15 protein-coding genes and 1 pseudogene are annotated in these 18,004 nt (G+C 58.8%); 10 read left to right on the top strand and 6 right to left on the bottom strand.

The genetic code is table 11. The annotated features are described in order from the left end of the window. The 6 genes and pseudogenes from BLR72_RS06875 to BLR72_RS06850 all read right to left on the bottom strand — a co-directional run. A pseudogene (locus BLR72_RS06875) lies at positions 1–2,766 on the bottom strand (hypothetical protein); the annotation flags it as partial. 284 nt (positions 2,767–3,050) lie between these two features. Beyond that, entirely contained in the window at positions 3,051–4,259 is a 1,209-nt protein-coding gene (gene glp / locus BLR72_RS06870) for a molybdopterin molybdotransferase MoeA (RefSeq protein ID WP_091946348.1), read from the bottom strand. Position 4,260: 1 nt separating this feature from the next. Next, positions 4,261–4,752, bottom strand: a complete 492-nt coding sequence (gene moaC, locus BLR72_RS06865) for a cyclic pyranopterin monophosphate synthase MoaC (protein WP_091946344.1) — start codon at positions 4,750–4,752, stop codon at positions 4,261–4,263. Then, positions 4,749–5,567 carry an indole-3-glycerol phosphate synthase TrpC gene (trpC, locus tag BLR72_RS06860; RefSeq protein WP_091946341.1) on the bottom strand — a complete coding sequence of 273 codons (819 nt, stop codon included), beginning with the start codon at positions 5,565–5,567 and terminating at the stop codon, positions 4,749–4,751. The genes moaC and trpC overlap by 4 nt, the downstream gene beginning before the upstream one ends. A 2-nt stretch (positions 5,568–5,569) precedes the next feature. Next, the gene (gene trpD / locus BLR72_RS06855; RefSeq protein WP_091946338.1) at positions 5,570–6,589 is read right to left on the bottom strand and encodes an anthranilate phosphoribosyltransferase; all 1,020 of its coding nucleotides are present in this window, start codon (positions 6,587–6,589) and stop codon (positions 5,570–5,572) included. Between the two features lie 15 nt (positions 6,590–6,604). Next, positions 6,605–8,494, bottom strand: a complete 1,890-nt coding sequence (locus tag BLR72_RS06850) for a SurA N-terminal domain-containing protein (RefSeq protein WP_091946335.1) — start codon at positions 8,492–8,494, stop codon at positions 6,605–6,607. A gap of 153 nt (positions 8,495–8,647) precedes the next feature. Between BLR72_RS06850 and tpiA the strand changes: the two genes are divergently transcribed. The 10 genes from tpiA to pdhA all read left to right on the top strand — a co-directional run bounded on the left by tpiA (position 8,648) and on the right by pdhA (position 18,002). Beyond that, positions 8,648–9,412 (top strand): triose-phosphate isomerase, encoded by a 765-nt coding sequence (gene tpiA, locus BLR72_RS06845; RefSeq protein ID WP_091946332.1) that lies wholly within the window; start codon positions 8,648–8,650, stop codon positions 9,410–9,412. Between the two features lie 111 nt (positions 9,413–9,523). Next, positions 9,524–10,009, top strand: coding sequence for a preprotein translocase subunit SecG (gene secG, locus BLR72_RS06840; protein ID WP_027233325.1), 486 nt, complete (start codon positions 9,524–9,526; stop codon positions 10,007–10,009). 206 nt (positions 10,010–10,215) lie between these two features. Further along, a complete protein-coding gene (locus BLR72_RS06835; protein WP_091946328.1) occupies positions 10,216–10,911 on the top strand; it encodes a L,D-transpeptidase in 696 nt (231 codons plus the stop codon). A gap of 145 nt (positions 10,912–11,056) precedes the next feature. Next, complete coding sequence (locus tag BLR72_RS06830) at positions 11,057–12,685, top strand: CTP synthase (RefSeq protein WP_091946324.1); 1,629 nt, start codon at positions 11,057–11,059, stop codon at positions 12,683–12,685. 46 nt (positions 12,686–12,731) lie between these two features. Beyond that, entirely contained in the window at positions 12,732–13,628 is an 897-nt protein-coding gene (locus tag BLR72_RS06825; protein ID WP_091946321.1) for a VOC family protein, read from the top strand. Beyond that, a complete protein-coding gene (kdsA, locus tag BLR72_RS06820; RefSeq protein ID WP_091922731.1) occupies positions 13,625–14,458 on the top strand; it encodes a 3-deoxy-8-phosphooctulonate synthase in 834 nt (277 codons plus the stop codon). The genes BLR72_RS06825 and kdsA overlap by 4 nt, the downstream gene beginning before the upstream one ends. 102 nt (positions 14,459–14,560) lie before the next feature. Next, a complete protein-coding gene (locus BLR72_RS06815) occupies positions 14,561–14,923 on the top strand; it encodes a PRC-barrel domain-containing protein (RefSeq protein WP_027233320.1) in 363 nt (120 codons plus the stop codon). A gap of 152 nt (positions 14,924–15,075) precedes the next feature. Then, positions 15,076–16,353: a phosphopyruvate hydratase gene (gene eno / locus BLR72_RS06810; protein WP_091946318.1), complete on the top strand. Its 1,278-nt coding sequence runs from the start codon at positions 15,076–15,078 to the stop codon at positions 16,351–16,353. Positions 16,354–16,509: 156 nt separating this feature from the next. Next, a complete protein-coding gene (locus tag BLR72_RS06805; RefSeq protein ID WP_027233318.1) occupies positions 16,510–16,842 on the top strand; it encodes an FtsB family cell division protein in 333 nt (110 codons plus the stop codon). A gap of 128 nt (positions 16,843–16,970) precedes the next feature. Then, positions 16,971–18,002, top strand: a complete 1,032-nt coding sequence (gene pdhA / locus BLR72_RS06800) for a pyruvate dehydrogenase (acetyl-transferring) E1 component subunit alpha (protein WP_027233317.1) — start codon at positions 16,971–16,973, stop codon at positions 18,000–18,002. The last annotated feature ends 2 nt before the right edge of the window (positions 18,003–18,004 follow it).

The following is an 18,004-nucleotide window of genomic DNA, read 5'->3' as shown; positions in this document are numbered from 1 at the left end:
CGCCGCCTGCGTTGCCGTTGCCGTTGCCGACGCCTCGGGCGACTTGGTGGTGCCGTCCGTGGCCGAGGCGGTGTTGACCACCTTGCCGGCATCGATATCGGCCTGGGTGACGCTGTAGTCGGCCGTGCAGGTCAAGGTGCCGCCCGGCGCAAGCTTGCCGTCGGTCAGCGCCGGACAGGTCACACTCTTGATCTTGTCGTCGCTGATGCTGATCGGCCTGGTGATGGTCACATTGCCGCTGTTGGTGACCTTGTAGGCATAGCTGATCTTGTCGCCGACCGCCTTGAACGGGCTGCCGGCGCTGATCGACTTTTCCAGTTTCAGCGCCGCCGCCTGCGTTGCCGTTGCCGTTACCGACACCTCGGGCGACTTGGTGGTGCCGTCCGTGGCCGAGGCGGTGTTGACCACCTTGCCGGCATCGATATCGGCCTGGGTGACGCTGTAGTCGGCCGTGCAGGTCAAGGTGCCGCCCGGCGCAAGCTTGCCGTCGGTCACGCTCCCCTTCACTGTGGGAGGGCTTGGCAGGCTTGGACAGGTGACCGTTGTGATCTTGTCGTCGCTGACGCTGACCGGCCTGGTGATCGTCACGTTGCCGCTATTGGTGACCTTGTATTCGTAAGTGATTTTTTCACCTACGGCAGCATAGGTCTTCGTACCACCGGCCACTTTTTTCTCTAGCGTCAGGCCGGGCGTCTGCTTTGCCAATGCGATCGCGGTTGTTGGAACAGAGGGAGGAACGCCCTGGCTGGTGGCCGTCGCCGTATTGACGATCTTGCCGGTGTCGAGGTCGTCCTGTTTGATCGTATATTCGGCGGTACAGGTGAGCGTGGCTTTTGGAGCCAACCCGCCAGCCGGCAGCGGATCGCATTTTACCGTATATTTGTCGTCCGTGACCACAATGGGTTTGGTGATCGTCACATTGCCGGTATTGGTCACTGTGTATTTGTAGACGATCTTCTCGCCGACGGCCGAATAGGGATCGGGTGTGATCTTTATATCCAAGCCCATCACAGGAAGGCGGTAGGCGGTGGCCGACACTTTCGGAGATGAAAACTTGCTGGTGGCTGCGACTGCGGTATTGGTGACCTTGTTTGCGTCGAGATCGGCCTGGACGACCGTGTAGGAGGCCGAGCACACGAGCGCCGTGTTTGGTAAAAAGCCAGTGGCGGGGAGGGGAGGACAGGAAACGCTAGCGATTTTATCGTCGCCAATACCTATCGTATCTGTAATCGTCACATTGCCGGAATTGGTGATCGTGTAGTTGTAGGTAATCTTATCTCCGACATTGGAGTAGAGATCGCCGCTTGTGATGATTTTCGCCAGCGTCATGGCATAAAGTGGCGGAGCATTCCTGAAGGTGCAGGTAATGTCGTCTCCACCTATTGGCGTGATATCCACAACGTTCTTGTTTTTACCCGATGGAAGGACGGTTGTGGAATCGGCATTGGCGTTTACGCAACCATATGACTCGACGACATAGGACGGGCTGACCGTACTGGCGGGCCCTTCTTTCACAAAATACTTTGCCCCACCCACGACATTTGCGGAAGCAACACCGTTTGCGGTCGTACCGGTACCAGTAGTGGTGATGTTCACAAGGTCAAAGTTGTTGGCGTCGGCGACCGAAAGCACGAATTGATCGGTGGCGTTAACCCGATTGCCCGTCAGTTGCTTCTTGACCGTGATGCGTACATCGTCGTCAAGTATTGTGTACTTCGTGGTGGTCGTCGATTTGCCGCCGCACGACGTCGTACTTGCGAGCGTGTACGCGGCGCTATTCGGCTCGATGGTGAGGAGAATCGTTTCGTTAGGCTCGATATCCGTGTCGTTCGTGACCTTGATGCCGGTTGGAACGCCATTGGTGCCGTCATAGTCCCCGGCTGGGATATCGACGGTGAATTTGTTTGTCCCGTTGGGCGTTGTAAAGTCTTTTCCGAGCGTCGCCGTACCGCTGACGCTGACCGTCACGGTCAACGGTTTGGTAAGGGTTCCGGCGAGCCGTAGCGTCGGAAGGTTCGCTGTTGCGATGCTTTCCGCGCCGCTACCTTCGGCGGGTTGGAACTCGACATAGGGCCCCAGCTCTATTTGAACGTCGTCAAGAAAGTTTCCGCTACTACCGGCGTCGCTCGACCTGAACCCCAGAGTCTGCAAGCCGGAGTCACCCGTATAGGTGAAAGAGCCGCTGCGTTTTTTCCAGCCATCCGCCTTTTTTACAACGTCAGAGACAATCTCCGTTGTCGTGCTGTCAGCGGGCAACCCGGCTGGCTTTGAGGTCGGAGATATGTTGAAAGACAGTGTTTCATTGCCGTTTCCGCGGGCGCGATGACTGAAGCGCCAGTTGAAAGTTTCTCCGTTAACGAGACAAACGGTCTGGAAGAGTCGCGAAGACTCGTTCGCGTTCAATTCGACGAACTGACTACCGTCCGACGCAAACACGCCACCTTCGCCTGATCGCCAGAACTCGACGAACCCACCGCTTCCCCCTGTAAGACTTCCGCCGGGCTTGACCGACAAGCAGCTCCCCGAAGGATTACCGATTTTAGTGTGAGAAGTGTTCCAGCCAGGAACAAGGTCTTCACGTATTGTCGCATAGCAGGGCAAGGCCCCGATAACCGGGTCTTCGAAGCTCTGATTAATCATGCTTCGCTGCACCTGGGCCTGGGCGACGCCCGGGAACACCCATGTCAGGAGCCCTGCAAAGGTAATTGCCAGAAAATACTTAGATAAATTGGCCCAAAAACGGGCAATTCTCGTAAATAAAATCAATGTAAATAACCTTCGGGCAATAAATCATATACCGCGCAAAATAATCTCGCGTTACGAAGAAAAATTAGTGATAAGCGCTACCGAAAAGCGCTAAAAACGCTTCCAATAATTATTCAGAATGCTCCGGATGCGGGTATTACTTCATTAGTATCGCTATATTTCCACAACCAACGGTTGTACTACTTAAATAAACATCGAATCAACTTATAAAGTCGTAACAAAATTAGTTTGCCGGGTCCATAGACGGCAAGGCGTGCACCCCTGCAACACCCTTTAATGTTGCCCTAGCGCAACATCAGGACGTCGCAGGGCGATCCCGCGGATGCGGCCGGCGCAAACGGCTTGCGCACGATCAGGCCGTTCGCTTCGACGAAAAACTTCAGCATCGAGGAATCCTGCAGCGGGAAGGGCGTGGCGACGAGCGCGCCGTCCGGCTGCCGTACGACGCGAGCCCGCACATAGTCCTGTCTCTGGTCGTTCATCGCCATGTCGGTCCCGAGTTCGGCGCTGCGCGTATCCGGCTCGTGTGCACGACCGCTGAACGCGCGGATAAGCGGCACGAGGAAGATATGCGCGCAGATGAGACTGGATACGGGATTGCCGGGAAGCCCGAGAATCCGGGTGCCGTCAAGACGGCCGAACATCAACGGCTTGCCGGGCCGCAGCGCGATCTTCCAGAAATCGAGAACCATGCCGCGTGCAGCCAGCGCGGGCTGGACGAGATCATGATCGCCGACGGATGCGCCACCGAGGGTCACGACAACATCGGCGTCGGCAACCGTGGCGCGGTCGAAAGCTGCGCTCAGGGCTTCGACGCGGTCTTCGGCAATACCGAGATCGATGGCGATGCCGCCCGCCTGGCGGATGATTTCGGCAAGGCCGAAGCTGTTCGATGCGACGATCTGGTCGGGTCGCATATCTTCGCCGGGAGCAACCAGTTCGTCGCCAGTCGCAAGGATTGCGATGCGTGGCCGGCGCACGACCGGGACCGCCGGATGATTGCCCGATGCGGCAAGGGCCAGCGCGCCCGCATCGAGCACACGTCCTGCCTCAAGCAACACGTCATCTTCATTGAAGTCCAACCCGGCCTTGCGGATATTCTTGCCCTGCTCGATAGGCTCGGCGATCTCGATGCGCTCGCCATGCGCAACGGTGTTTTCCTGGATGACGACGCTGTCGGCGCCGTCGGGAAGAGGGGCTCCCGTGAAGATCCGCACTGTCTCACCTGGGCCGACGGTGCCGGCAAAAGCATGCCCGGCGGCGGATTGACCGATCAATTGCAAGGTCGCAGGCACGGCCGCGACATCCGCGGCGCGTACGGCGTAACCGTCCATCGCCGAGGCGGCAAAGGGCGGCTGCTGGCGCTTGGCGTGAAGATCTTCGGCGAGGACGCGGCCGCCTGCATCCGCAAGGGGAACGATCTCGAAATCGAGCGTATCGATACCGGCCAGAATCCGCGCCAGCGCTTCGTTGACGGGGAGGAGGGCTGCCATATCAGTTCCCGTTGATTGGATCGGCCGACCAGTCGCCGGACTTGCCGCCGGTCTTCCGCAACAGTCGAATATCCTGAATAATCATGGCTTTGTCAGCGGCTTTCGCCATGTCGTATATAGTGAGGCAGGCAACAGAGACCGCGGTCAGCGCCTCCATTTCAACCCCGGTCTTGCCCACCAGCTTTACCGTTGCAGACACTCTCAGGCCGGGCAACGTTTCATCCGCCTCGATATCGACCGTGATCTTGCTCAAAAGGAGCGGATGGCAGAGCGGAATGAGGTCATGTGTCTTCTTTGCCGCCATGATCCCGGCGATCCGCGCCGTACCGATCACATCGCCCTTGGCGGCATTGCCAGCGCGGATCAGCGCCAATGTCTCAGACTGCATCTGAACGTAACCCTCCGCGATCGCCACGCGTTCGGTTTCGCCTTTGCCGCCCACATCGACCATATGGGCCGCGCCCGTTTCGTCGAGATGGCTAAGCCTCGTCATGCCGCGTCGTTCTGTTGCGAAGTCGCGCCGTTCAGGAGGAGCCGCGTCGCCACCGCGACATCGTCCTTTCGCATCAGGCTTTCACCGACGAGGAAGGTTCCGATGTTGGAGCGGGAAAGCCGCTCGCAATCCGCATGCGTGAAGATCCCGCTCTCGCTGACAAGCAGCTTGTCCGCTGGAACCATACCGGCCAGCCGCTCGGAAGTGGCAATGTCGACATCGAACGTACGCAGGTCGCGGTTATTGATGCCTAGGAGCGGGGAGGTGAGTTTCAGCGCCCGTTCCATCTCGGCCTCGTCGTGAACCTCAACCAGCACGTCCATGCCGAGCGCCAGCGCCGTTTCCTCAAGCGCCTTGGCGAGATCGTCGGAAACACTGGCCATGATGATGAGGATGCAATCCGCCCCCCAGCTGCGCGCCTCGTACACCTGATAAGTGTCGAACAGGAAATCCTTGCGCAGGGCAGGCAGTCCGGTGGCGGCGCGCGCAGCGACCAGATATTCCGGTGCGCCCTGAAAGGATGGCTGGTCCGTGAGAACGGAGAGACAGGCGGCGCCGCCTTGTTCGTAGGCCTTGGCGAGCGCGGGTGGATCGAAATCCGGCCGGATCAGCCCCTTGGAAGGGCTCGCCTTCTTGATTTCGGCAATCAGGCCGAACTCGCCCGCATCGCGCTTTTTGCGCAGAGCAGCAAGGAAGCCACGTGGCGCATCCTCGTCGCGCGCCCGCGCCTGCAGTTCATCGAGCGGTGTCCGCGCCTTGGCGGCCGCGATCTCTTCGCGCTTGTAGGCCTCGATCTTGCGAAGAATATCAGCCATGGTCAGATCGCCCCGCTATTGGATACGTGAACCAGCTTCTTTAGCACATTTCGCGCCGCGCCGCTGTCGATCGATTGGCCAGCCACGGCAATGCCAGCTTTCAGATCCGGCGCCGCGCCGGCAATCACCAGCGCCGCGCCGGCATTGAACAGCGTAATATCGCGGTACGCGCCATGGGCGCCATCGAGGACGGAGAGCAGCGACACGGCATTCTCATCCGCCGAACCGCCCTTCAGGTCCTGGGGATCGACAAGCCGCAGGCCGAAAGACTCCGGATCAATCTCGAATTGACGAATGACGCCGTTTTCCAGCGCGGCGACTTTCGTGACCCCCGCAGTGGTAATTTCGTCAAGGCCATCCCCGTGAACGACCCAGACAGATTCTGATCCGAGCGCCTTGAGCACGTGCGCGACCGGCTCGACCCATTCCGGGGAAAACACGCCGACGAGCTGGCGCTTGACACCGGCGGGGTTGGTCAGCGGGCCAAGCAGGTTGAAAACCGTCCGTGTGCCAAGTTCGACGCGCGCCGGCCCGACATGTTTCATGGCCGGGTGATGCATCGGCGCAAACATGAAGCCGATGCCTGCCTGTTCAATGCAATCGCTGATCAGCTCCGGCCCGATCTCGATATTGATGCCGAGGGCCGCGAGCGTGTCGGCCGCGCCGGAACGCGAGGACAGCGCCCGATTGCCATGCTTGGCAACAGGAACGCCGGCACCGGCGGTAACGAAGGCAGCGCAAGTCGACACATTATATGAGCCGGACTGATCGCCGCCCGTTCCGACGATATCGATGGCTTTTGCCGGTGCAGTCACCGTCAGCATTTTCGAGCGCATGGCAGAAACGGCGCCGGTGATCTCGTCGATGTTTTCGCCGCGCACACGCAGCGCCATCAACAGGCCACCAATCTGCGCCGGCGTTGCCTGTCCGGACATCATGATATCGAAGGCCTCGACCGCTTCCTCGCGGGTGAGAGCCTTGCCTGCTGCCGCAATGCCGATAAAGCGCTTTAGTTCAGCCATTCTCTTTCTCGCGGCTCAGCGGGCCAGGGCCCTGTCGATGACGGACTGGTTGACGGAAACAGGATAGACAGTCTGCAACTGCGAAACCAGTTGGTCGAGCAGATCATCGGCAAGACGATTGCCGATGGCATTCTTCTCGACCGTGGTGATCGCATCTGGTCCGACATTTGCTGGCTCGATCGATTCCGTCACCTTGAAGATCAGCTTCGAGCCATCGGTCGCCGATTCCGTCACGCCGACCACGCCTTCCGGGCCGTCGAATACCGAGGCAACGCCACCTTGACCCAGATCCGCATCCTTGCTTTCGCGCGTGATGCCACGCTTGGTATCCTTGGTGAACTTGAACTCGGACGCAATCACATCGAGCGAAGTGCCATCGGCGACGCGCTTGCGTACCTCTTCCGCCTTGGCATTGAGCTGCTTTTCGATTTCCGTCTTCTTCCAGTTGGCGATGACGCGGGCCTTCACCTCGTCGAGCGGGCGCTCGCGCGCGGGCGTCACGCTGGTCACGTCGTACCAGAGATAGCCATTGGTGCCGAGATTGAACGGTTCGTTGTCAAAGCCCACATCGGCCTGGAAGACAGCGGCAAGCTGGTTCTCGTCAAAAGGAAGATCGGCGAGCTGCTTTTCGTCCATGCCCCGACCAGCCTGGTCGACCGCGTCGATGGTTACAACCTTGAGATTTTCCTTGGCTGCGGCCTCCGCCATGCTTTGCCCGTCAGCGCGCGCATTCTCGTAGGCGTCGTGCACGTCGCCGATGGTCGATGCCGCCTGGGCAAGAGCGAGGTTCTCACGAATGTCGTTTTCGACTTCCGAAAGCGGCTTGATGACCTCCGGCGTCGACGCGGTAACGCGAACGATCACCGGTCCGAAAGTACCCTTGAGCACGTCGCTGATGCCATTTGGCTGCAGCGCAAAGATGGCATCCGCGATTGAGCGATCGGGGAGGGCTGGCTTCGGGAATGTCCCGAGCCGGACGTCATCCATCGTCTTGCCTTCCGCTTTTACAACGTCCTCGAAGCTCGTTCCGGCTGCGATCTTGTCGTGCGCCGCCTTTGCCGCTTCCACATTGGCGAAGGTAAGCTGCTCGATCGTCCGGGTTTCCGGGGTGGTGTAGCGGGCAATGTTCTTGTCGTATTCCGCCTTGATTTCTTCCGGCGCGACGGTTGCCGCGTTGGCGATGTCCTTCGGCTCGAGCTTTACATAGGTGATCTTGCGATACTGCGGCGCGCCGTAGGCCTCCTTGTTCGCTTCGAAATAGGCCTTCAGCGCGTCATCGCTCGGATCAGCGACGTCCTTGATGAAGTCGGCCGGCATGGCGACATAGTCGATGGTGCGCGATTCGCCCTTGTACATGGCGAGGGCCTTCAGAAGCGCATCAGGCGCCTTTATGCCGTCGGCGACGGCCTCCACGATTTGTTGGCGGCGCGCGACCTGCGCGCGATTGTCGAGGTAGCTCTGCGGGTTCATGCCGGCATTGCGCAACACGGCATTGAACTGCGCCTGGTTGAACCGACCATCCGGGCCATGGAAGGCTGGATCTTCTGCCGCAAGCTGGGCGAGGCGGTCCCTGGAGAGGCCGAGGGACATGGTGCGCGCCTGTTCGTCGAGAACGACGCCTGCAACGAGCTGTCCCTGGACCTGGTGCCCAATGCCGATGGCGTCAGCCTGTTCGCGCGTCAGCCTCTGCCCGAACTGCTGCGAGAGCGCTGCAAGCTGGCGGTCATAGGCGAGGCGGTAGTCTACCGGAGAGACCTCGGAATGGCCTGCGCGGATTGCCGCGCCGCCGCCGATTGCACCAAGGATCGTATTGGATACACCCCATCCGGCAAAGCTGATGACGAGAAGGCCCATGAGCACCTTGACCACCCAGGTCTGTGCAACATTGCGGAGAGAGTCGAGCATGAAAAATCACCGTGTCAGTCAAGAAGCATAATTTAATCCACGCGGGAATAGCGTGATGCAGGGCATGTGTCGATTGCTTTATCAATTGAATTTGCTAGTCAGGCAATCAAATCACTGAGAAAATCGACCAAACAAACGTCCAAGGAACACCCAATGACCCCTGATGTGCGTCCGCTCGTTGCTGGAAACTGGAAAATGAACGGTACGGCAGAGTCGCTCGACGAACTGCGTACGATCGTCAACCGGCCGAATTCCGCCATAGGCGAGAAGATCGACGCACTGATCTGTGTGCCGGCTACGCTCGTCTTCCGCGCAGCCCAGCTGGTAGAAGGCGAGGCGCTGGCGATCGGCGGCCAGGACTGTCATTTCAAAAAATCCGGCGCCCATACCGGCGATATCGCAGCGAATATGTTGCTCGATGCCGGCGCGACCCATGTCATTGTCGGACATTCCGAACGGCGCACAGATCACGCGGAGACCGATGAGATCGTCAATGCCAAGGCAAAGGCGGGCTGGGAAGCCGGACTGACGACCATCATCTGTATCGGTGAAACCGAAGCGCAGCGCCGCGCGGGTTCGACGCTCGAAATCATAGCGACGCAGCTCGCAGGGTCGATTCCGGCAGACGCGCGGTCCGGCAATACCATTATTGCCTATGAACCCGTATGGGCCATCGGTACCGGACTGACACCCACGCCGGACGACGTCAAAGACGTCCATGGCTCGATCCGCGCGGCTCTTGCCAAGCGCTTTGGCGAGGACGGAACGAAGATGCGGATCCTTTATGGCGGCTCGGTCAAGCCCTCAAACGCAGTCGAATTGCTTGGCATCGACAATGTCGACGGCGCTTTGGTCGGCGGCGCAAGCTTGAAAGCGGCGGACTTCCTCGCCATCTGTGAGGCGTATCACGCCCTCTGATCGGCTCGGACAAGCAATGGAACCAGGAAATCTGTCTGCGGACGGGCTTGGTTTATTGAAGGATACGGTGTAAAGAGCCGCGTCCGATTTCTAGAAAGCAGAAAATACCCCATGCAAACCGTCGTTATCGTCATTCATCTTCTGATTGTACTTGCCCTTGTCGGTGTCGTGCTTATGCAACGCTCGGAAGGCGGCGGTCTCGGGATCGGTGGCGGCTCGGGTTTCATGACAGCGCGCGGCGCTGCCAATGCCCTGACCCGTGCGACGGCAATTCTCGCGGCGGGGTTCTTCATCACTTCGCTGGCGCTGGGTATCATGGCGCGCTACGGCGAAAACCCGACGGACATTCTGAACCGTATTCCACAGACGACGGGCACGCAGCCAGCGGGCCAGCAGGGCCAGCAGCCGCCGACGAGCGGCGGTATCCTCAACCAGCTGGGCGGTCCTTCGTCGAAGCCCGCAACGGCGCCGACGGATGCGCCCGCCGCTCCGGGAGCGACTGCGCCGGTAACGCCCGAATCGCCGGCCCCGGCCAATACAGCCCCGGCTGCACCTGCTCCGGCACAGCCGGCGAACCCGGTCCCGAATTCGCAATAATCGGGCACCGTTTGAACGTCTTTCGCGGCAAGCGCAATAAAGTGTTGCGCTTCCGCAACCGTTGTGTGTGAAGAATCGTCGGACGTTGTTCTTCACAGCGATTTGCATTGAGAAGAAACCGGTCTTCGGTTATCGCCATAAACGTTGGCCTCGGGGGCCTCGCAAACGCCGTGATGGCGTTGTGCAATCTACGCGGGATTTCAAATATGCTTTCACGTCGCTCCTTACTCATTGGCATGTCAGTCCTGGCCTTGACCGGCCCGGCATCAGCCGAACCATTTCTGAAGCGGATCCTCAATCCGTTTACCGGCGATGCGCCGCAACCGCTCGCGCCGGAAGCTGTCGTAAATCCGGATGCCGCTGCCGCCGCAGCGCCCATCGACGTCGCTGAAGTGCGCAAGCCCGCCACGGGCAAGGCAAAGAACAAATACGGTATCGATCCCAAGTACATGCCGCAGGATGTGCCCTTTACCGGCTACAAGACCGGCACGATCGTCATCGATCCAAAGGACAAGTTCCTCTACCTGATCGAATCGCCGTTTACGGCGCGCCGCTATGGCATCGCTGTCGGCAAGGAAGGTCTGGAGTTCAAGGGCACCGCCCAGATCCAGACCAAGCGCGAGTGGCCGCGCTGGATTCCAACCAAGGAAATGATCGAACGCGAGCCGGCTCACTATGCCAAATATGAGAATGGCATGGATGGCGGCCCCGGCAATCCGCTTGGCGCACGCGCCCTCTACCTGTCGCAGGGCGGCCGCGATACGCATGTGCGAATCCATGGCACGATCCAGCCCTGGACCATCGGAAGTTCCGCTTCGAACGGCTGTTTCCGCATGGTCAACGATCATGTCATCGACCTTTACAACCGCGTTAGCGTCGGCACTCAAGTTATCGTGCTGTAAAGACTATTATCTAATTCACTGGAACGGCCAGACCTCGCGTCTGGCCGTTTTGTTTGGAATAAACAATCGTTGGAATGGGAAAATTGGCAGGCCCGCCAATTTTTTTGTGGCCAAATCACTCGCAAAGGACTAACGAGATAAGCCCATGGCCCGATATGTTTTCATCACTGGCGGCGTGGTTTCTTCCCTCGGAAAAGGCATCGCTGCTGCCGCTTTGGCGGCGCTTCTGCAGGCTCGTGGATACCGTGTGCGGATCCGCAAGCTCGACCCTTATCTCAACGTCGACCCCGGTACGATGTCGCCCTATCAGCACGGCGAAGTGTTCGTAACCGACGATGGGGCGGAAACCGACCTTGATCTTGGTCATTATGAGCGTTTCACGGGGCGTCCTGCCAACAAGCAGGACAACATCACCACCGGACGGATCTATCGCAACATCATCGAAAAGGAACGCCGCGGCGATTATCTCGGCGCGACGGTTCAGGTCATTCCGCATGTCACCGACGAGATCAAGAACTTCGTTGTCGAGGGCAATGAAGACTATGATTTCGTGCTGTGCGAGATCGGCGGCACGGTGGGCGATATTGAAGCCATGCCGTTCCTCGAAGCGATCCGCCAGCTTGGCAACGATCTGCCGCGCGGTTCGGCTGTCTATATCCACTTGACGCTGATGCCCTATATCCCGGCCGCCGGTGAACTCAAGACCAAGCCTACGCAGCATTCGGTCAAGGAGTTGCGCTCGATCGGCATTGCGCCCGACATCCTGCTTATCCGCGCTGACCGGGAAATTCCCGAATCCGAGCGTCGCAAGCTGTCATTGTTCTGTAATGTCCGCGCTTCGGCGGTTATTCAGGCGCTCGATGTCGAGACCATTTATGACGTGCCGATGGCCTATCACAAGGAAGGCCTCGATTCCGAGGTGCTGGCGGCCTTTGGCATCGATCCTGCCCCGAAACCGCGGATGGAGCGCTGGGACGAAGTCAGCCAGCGCATTCACAATCCGGAAGGCGAAGTCACCATTGCCATCGTCGGCAAGTATACGGGCCTAAAGGACGCTTACAAATCGCTGATCGAGGCACTGCACCATGGCGGCATGGCCAACAAGGTGAAGGTGAATCTCGACTGGATCGAATCCGAGATTTTCGAACAGGAAGATCCGGCGCCCTATTTGCAGAAGGTTCACGGCATTCTCGTTCCCGGCGGTTTCGGCGAGCGCGGTTCGGAAGGCAAGATCCTCGCGGCGAAATTCGCACGCGAACGGAGGGTGCCTTATTTCGGCATCTGCTTCGGCATGCAGATGGCTGTGCTGGAAGCTGCACGGTCATTGGCCGGCGTCGAACATGCGTCGTCCACCGAGTTCGGCCCGACCAAGGAGCCGGTTGTCGGTCTGATGACCGAGTGGTTGAAGGGCAATATGCTCGAGAAACGCACGAAGGCCGGCGATCTTGGCGGTACGATGCGGCTCGGCGCCTATGAAGCGCTATTGAAATCCGGCACGCGCATCGCCGACATTTACGGTTCGACCGACATTTTCGAGCGCCATCGCCATCGCTACGAGGTAAATATCGACTACAAGCAGAAGCTTGAGGATTGCGGTCTGGTGTTCTCCGGCATGTCGCCGGATGGTGTCTTGCCGGAGACGATCGAATATGCCGATCATCCCTGGTTTATCGGCGTCCAGTACCATCCGGAATTGAAGTCGCGCCCGTTCGAGCCGCACCCGCTGTTTGCGTCGTTCATCAACGCTGCCATGGCTCAAAGCCGGCTCGTGTGACCGGTGGAGGTATGACGTTGCATTGCTTTGAGGCATACCCATCACCATGACAACGCAGTCGCCGCGCACGCCCCACCCGGTCGACCACCTTGTGCTGCCGACTGCGGATCTCGATGTGGCGCGCGACCGCCTGGGCAAGCTCGGCTTTACCGTGGCTCCGGTCGGCAAGCACCCGTTCGGGACCGAGAATGTCTGCGTTTTCCTGGGCGACGATACGTTTCTCGAATTCCTTGCCATCGGCCAGCGCGAAGTCTGTGAGGCCGAGGCCAGGGCAGGCAATGTCTTTGTTGCGCGCGATCAAGCCTATCGATTCCGGTGTGGCAATGAAGGCTTTTCGGCCCTCGTCATGGGAACGCGAGACGCGGAGCGTGATCACTTGGCCTTCATGGAGGCTGGCATATCGGCAGGCGTAATTCTTAACTTCTCGCGCCCGTTCGTTACCCCGGACGGCAAGGAGGACAGGGCAAGCTTCAGGCTGGCATTTGCCGCCGACCTGCGTGCGCCGGATGCGTTTTTCTTCACCTGCGAGCGCGTACATGCGCCAAATGCCGATCGCAGCCAGTTGCAGGCCCATGCAAATGGCGCCGTCAGCTTGCGCGAAGTAGTCCTTTCTGAGGTAAATCCGACCGATTTCCAGTATCTCCTGCAGGAAGTCGTCAACCAGCGCGACGTCAATGCACACTCGTTCGGCATGGATTTGCGCGCTTCAAACGCCAACGTCAGCGTGCTTTCGCCGCAAGGATTGCATTCGTTCTTCGGCCTTGAAGCACCGGGCGTCGAACGGGGCTTGCGCCTTCAGGCCTTCGTCGTTGGCGTTCGCGATCTCGTCGCCGTTGAATCGCTCCTTCGCAGCAACGATATACCCTTCGAACCGCGCGGCTCCCGCCTGATCGTGCACAAGGCACCAGGGCAGGGCGCCGCCATCGCATTTGAGGCAGTCTGATGACCCCGAACTCGACCGTTAAAGCTGGCAATGTGGCGTTTTCGAACGCGTCGCAGTTTTCACTCATTGCTGGCCCGTGCCAGATGGAGAGCCGCCAGCATGCTTTCGACATGGCGGGCACCCTCAAGGAGATCACAGGCAAGCTCGGTATCGGCCTTGTTTACAAATCGAGCTTCGACAAGGCCAACCGCACGTCGCTCACCGGCAAGCGTGGTTTTGGGCTCGAAAACTCCCTGCCGGTCTTTGCCGACATCCGGAAGGAGTTCGGCCTACCGACCTTGACCGACGTGCACACCGAAGAGCAATGCGCGATCCTCGGTGAAGTGGTGGACGTTCTGCAGATACCGGCCTTTCTTTGCCGCCAGACCGATCTTCTGATCGCGGCCGCAAAGACCGGCAAGGTCGTCAACATCAAGAAGGGCCAGTTTCTGGCGCCATGGGACATGAAGAATGTCGCGGCAAAGGTCACCGAGAGCGGCAATCCCAACGTCATGCTGACCGAACGTGGGGTTTCCTTTGGCTATAACACGCTTGTCTCCGACATGCGCTCGTTGCCAATCATGGCCGGTCTCGGCTCTCCCGTCATATTCGATGCCACGCACTCGGTGCAGCAGCCGGGCGGGCAAGGCGGATCCACGGGTGGCCAGCGCGAATTTGTGGAGACGCTGGCGCGCGCTGCAGTGGCAGTCGGCGTCGCCGGTGTCTTCATCGAGACCCATCAGGATCCGGATAACGCGCCCTCGGACGGCCCCAATATGGTGCCGATCGACCAGATGCCTAGACTTCTCGAAACACTGCTGGAATTCGATCGGATTGCCAAAAGGGCATAGGTAGCGGCGGAAGTTCCGTCCCGAGAAATAACTTTTTATGCAACCCTCACGCGGGGTTGCTCATTACTCCTCCATGGCAGCTTCAAACAAGGAGGAAGAAATATGCCGACCAAATCCGGACATACTACAGCAATTCGCGCCACCCGTGTGATTGGTACAAACGTCTATAACGAAGCCAACGACAAGATCGGCGAGATCGAAGATGTGATGCTGGACAAGACCTCCGATAGCATCATGTTTGCGGTTATCGGCTTTGGAGGCTTCCTGGGAATGGGTGAAAAATACCATGCCGTTCCCTGGAAACTCCTGAACTACGACGAAAGCACGGGCGGCTATGTGGTCCCGTTCACCAAGGAACAGCTGACGCAGGCTCCGGCGCACACCATTTCGGAACTCTCCGAGAACGATGGTCGCCGCGTTCGCGACAACGCATTTTCCTATTACAAGGTCGACAGGGCGGCGTAATCCGCCCTGAGGCCAGCGCGAAAGGGTCGCCACCGGCGGCCCTTTTGTCTTTTTAGGCGACATTTCGTCCTGCTGGGGATTTTCCTTGTCATCTTCATTCGCTATCAGTGGCCCAGCCCAACGCTGCTCTGAGCTCATTGAAAGGGAATTCCATGACTGCAATTGTAGATATCATTGGCCGCGAAATTCTGGATAGTCGCGGGAATCCGACTGTTGAAGTCGATGTCATTCTCGAAGACGGGTCCAAGGGTCGTGCAGCCGTTCCCTCCGGCGCTTCCACCGGTGCGCACGAAGCAGTCGAACTGCGCGATGGTGGGAGTCGCTATCTCGGCAAGGGCGTTCAGAAGGCCGTGGATGCGGTCAATGGCGAACTCTTCGACGCTATCGGCGGTCTCGAGGCAGAGAACCAGATCCACATCGACCAGACCATGATCGATCTGGACGGCACGCCGAACAAGAGCCGTCTTGGCGCCAATGCCATCCTCGGCGTCTCGCTTGCTGTCGCCAAGGCTGCGGCGGAAGCATCCGGCCTGCCGCTCTACCGTTATCTCGGCGGCCCGTCGGCGCATGTGCTTCCCGTGCCAATGATGAACATCATCAACGGCGGTGCTCATGCCGACAATCCGATCGACTTCCAGGAGTTCATGATCCTCCCCGTCGGCGCATCGTCGCTCGCCGAAGCCGTGCGCTACGGTTCGGAAGTGTTCCACACCCTGAAGAAGCGCCTGAAGGATGCCGGCCACAACACCAATGTCGGTGATGAAGGCGGCTTTGCGCCCAATATCAAGACGGCCCAGGCTGCACTCGACTTCATCGTCGAATCGATCGAGAAGGCCGGCTACAAGCCGGGCGAGGAAATCGCCATTGGTCTGGATTGCGCTTCGACCGAATTCTTCAAGGACGGCAACTACGTCTACGAAGGCGAGAAGAAGTCGCGCGATCCGAAAACGCAGGCGAAGTATCTCGCCAAGCTCGTCGGCGACTATCCCATCATCACGATCGAAGACGGCATGGCCGAGGATGACTGGGAGGGCTGGAAATATCTGACCGACCTCGTCGGCAACAAGTGCCAGCTCGTCGGCGACGATCTGTTCGTGACCAACTCGGCGCGTCTGCGCGATGGCATCAAGATGGGTGTCGCCAACTCGATCCTCGTCAAGGTCAACCAGATCGGCACTCTGTCCGAGACATTCGATGCGGTCGATACGGCGCACCGCGCCGGCTACACTTCCGTCATGTCGCACCGTTCCGGCGAAACTGAAGACTCGACAATTGCCGATCTTGCTGTCGCCACCAACTGCGGGCAGATCAAGACCGGCTCACTGGCGCGCTCCGACCGGGTCGCAAAATACAACCAGCTCATCCGCATCGAGGAAGAACTCGGACCGCAGGCGCGCTATGCCGGCCGCGGCATCTTCCGCAACGCCTGACAGCAAACTGGCAAGACAACAGAAAATGGCGGGCCTGGTGTCCGCCATTTTGCTTTTCAAGGCTGGCGGTAAGACCCTGTTAAGCAAAACATCGTCTTATTGATTGCCAGAGATTGGGCATCGTCGCCTGATTCCCCAGCATTCGGACCGGCTTCCATGTGGACAAAACAAAGACGAAAAACGCGACGGGGACGGTTGATCGTTCCGTTCCTGTCAGCGCTATTCTTCAGCTATTTCGGATTTCACGCCTACCACGGTGAATACGGTCTCTATTCGACCATCAAGCTGCAGGAGCAGACCAAGCTCCTGCAAGCTCAACTCGAGGCCGTGACCGCTTCGCGCACGGAGCTTGAACGACAGGTCCAACTTATGCATGATGGCACGATTGAGAAGGATATGTTGGACGAACAGGCTCGCAAGGCATTGAACATGTCCCGCCCGGACGAAGTCACCATAATGCGTGGCTCCGGCGATTTGGCTATTAACTGATTTCTAGTTAATAGCCGTTTTATGCTGTATTTTTAACAGCTTATTTGCATAGCACTTATTCAATTCTGCATATTGTAACTTCTGCCCCTGCTGCTATTCTCTTGCGACCAAGTCACAGGGAGTGAGATATGGCTACGAGGGCGAAAAAAAGCCCTGCGCGTTCTGCGCAGACCTCTGCTGTTAAAGCACCAAAACCCATCCAGTTCACCAAGGAGCAAGAACTCGAAGCCTATCGCCAGATGCTGCTGATCCGCCGTTTCGAGGAAAAGGCCGGTCAGCTTTATGGCATGGGTTTCATCGGTGGTTTCTGTCACCTGTACATCGGCCAGGAGGCTGTTGTCACGGGCATGCAGATGGCCCTGAAGGAAGGTGACCAGGTCATCACCGGTTACCGCGATCACGGCCATATGCTTGCTTGCGGCATGAGTGCCCGCGGTGTCATGGCTGAATTGACCGGACGGCGCGGCGGCCTTTCCAAGGGAAAGGGCGGCTCGATGCATATGTTCTCCAAGGAGAAGCATTTCTACGGCGGCCACGGCATCGTCGGCGCCCAGGTTTCGCTGGGTACGGGTCTCGCCTTCGCCAATCGCTATCGCGACAATGGCAATGTCTCACTCGCCTATTTCGGCGACGGTGCGGCCAACCAGGGCCAGGTCTACGAAAGCTTCAACATGGCCTCGCTGTGGAAGCTGCCTGTCATCTATATCATCGAGAACAATCGCTACGCGATGGGCACCGCCGTATCGCGGGCCTCGGCTGAAACGGATTTCTCCAAGCGCGGTGTTTCGTTCAATATTCCGGGCATCCAGGTCGACGGCATGGATGTGCGCGCCGTCAACGCGGCTGCCGAGGAAGCAGCCGCCTTCGCGCGTTCGGGCAAGGGCCCGATCATTCTCGAGATGCAGACCTACCGGTATCGCGGCCACTCCATGTCGGATCCGGCGAAATACCGGTCGAAAGACGAAGTGCAGAAGATGCGCTCCGAGCACGATCCAATCGAGCAGGTGAAGAACCGGTTGATCGGCAATAACTGGTCCAGCGAGGACGATCTGAAGAAGATCGACAAGGACGTTCGCGACATCGTGGCCGACGCCGCCGATTTCGCCCAGTCCGATCCAGAGCCGGATCCGTCCGAGCTTTACACCGATATTCTGCTCTAAGG

Source organism: Phyllobacterium sp. YR620 (assembly GCF_900104165.1).
Classification (GTDB): domain Bacteria; phylum Pseudomonadota; class Alphaproteobacteria; order Rhizobiales; family Rhizobiaceae; genus Phyllobacterium; species Phyllobacterium pellucidum.
This window is presented reverse-complemented; position numbering and strand designations above follow the sequence as displayed.

Bases quoted from the DNA above. Each gene is read 5' to 3' on its own strand.
- tpiA (WP_091946332.1), top strand. From the start codon at position 8,648: ATGACCCCTGATGTGCGTCCGCTCGTTGCTGGAAACTGGAAAATGAAC.
- BLR72_RS06830 (WP_091946324.1), top strand. From the start codon at position 11,057: ATGGCCCGATATGTTTTCATCACTGGCGGCGTGGTTTCTTCCCTCGGA.
- trpD (WP_091946338.1), bottom strand. From the start codon at position 6,589: ATGGCTGAACTAAAGCGCTTTATCGGCATTGCGGCAGCAGGCAAGGCT.
- BLR72_RS06815 (WP_027233320.1), top strand. From the start codon at position 14,561: ATGCCGACCAAATCCGGACATACTACAGCAATTCGCGCCACCCGTGTG.
- trpC (WP_091946341.1), bottom strand. From the start codon at position 5,567: ATGGCTGATATTCTTCGCAAGATCGAGGCCTACAAGCGCGAAGAGATC.
- BLR72_RS06805 (WP_027233318.1), top strand. From the start codon at position 16,510: ATGTGGACAAAACAAAGACGAAAAACGCGACGGGGACGGTTGATCGTT.
- eno (WP_091946318.1), top strand. From the start codon at position 15,076: ATGACTGCAATTGTAGATATCATTGGCCGCGAAATTCTGGATAGTCGC.
- moaC (WP_091946344.1), bottom strand. From the start codon at position 4,752: ATGACGAGGCTTAGCCATCTCGACGAAACGGGCGCGGCCCATATGGTC.
- BLR72_RS06835 (WP_091946328.1), top strand. From the start codon at position 10,216: ATGCTTTCACGTCGCTCCTTACTCATTGGCATGTCAGTCCTGGCCTTG.
- secG (WP_027233325.1), top strand. From the start codon at position 9,524: ATGCAAACCGTCGTTATCGTCATTCATCTTCTGATTGTACTTGCCCTT.
- pdhA (WP_027233317.1), top strand. From the start codon at position 16,971: ATGGCTACGAGGGCGAAAAAAAGCCCTGCGCGTTCTGCGCAGACCTCT.
- glp (WP_091946348.1), bottom strand. From the start codon at position 4,259: ATGGCAGCCCTCCTCCCCGTCAACGAAGCGCTGGCGCGGATTCTGGCC.
- BLR72_RS06850 (WP_091946335.1), bottom strand. From the start codon at position 8,494: ATGCTCGACTCTCTCCGCAATGTTGCACAGACCTGGGTGGTCAAGGTG.
- BLR72_RS06825 (WP_091946321.1), top strand. From the start codon at position 12,732: ATGACAACGCAGTCGCCGCGCACGCCCCACCCGGTCGACCACCTTGTG.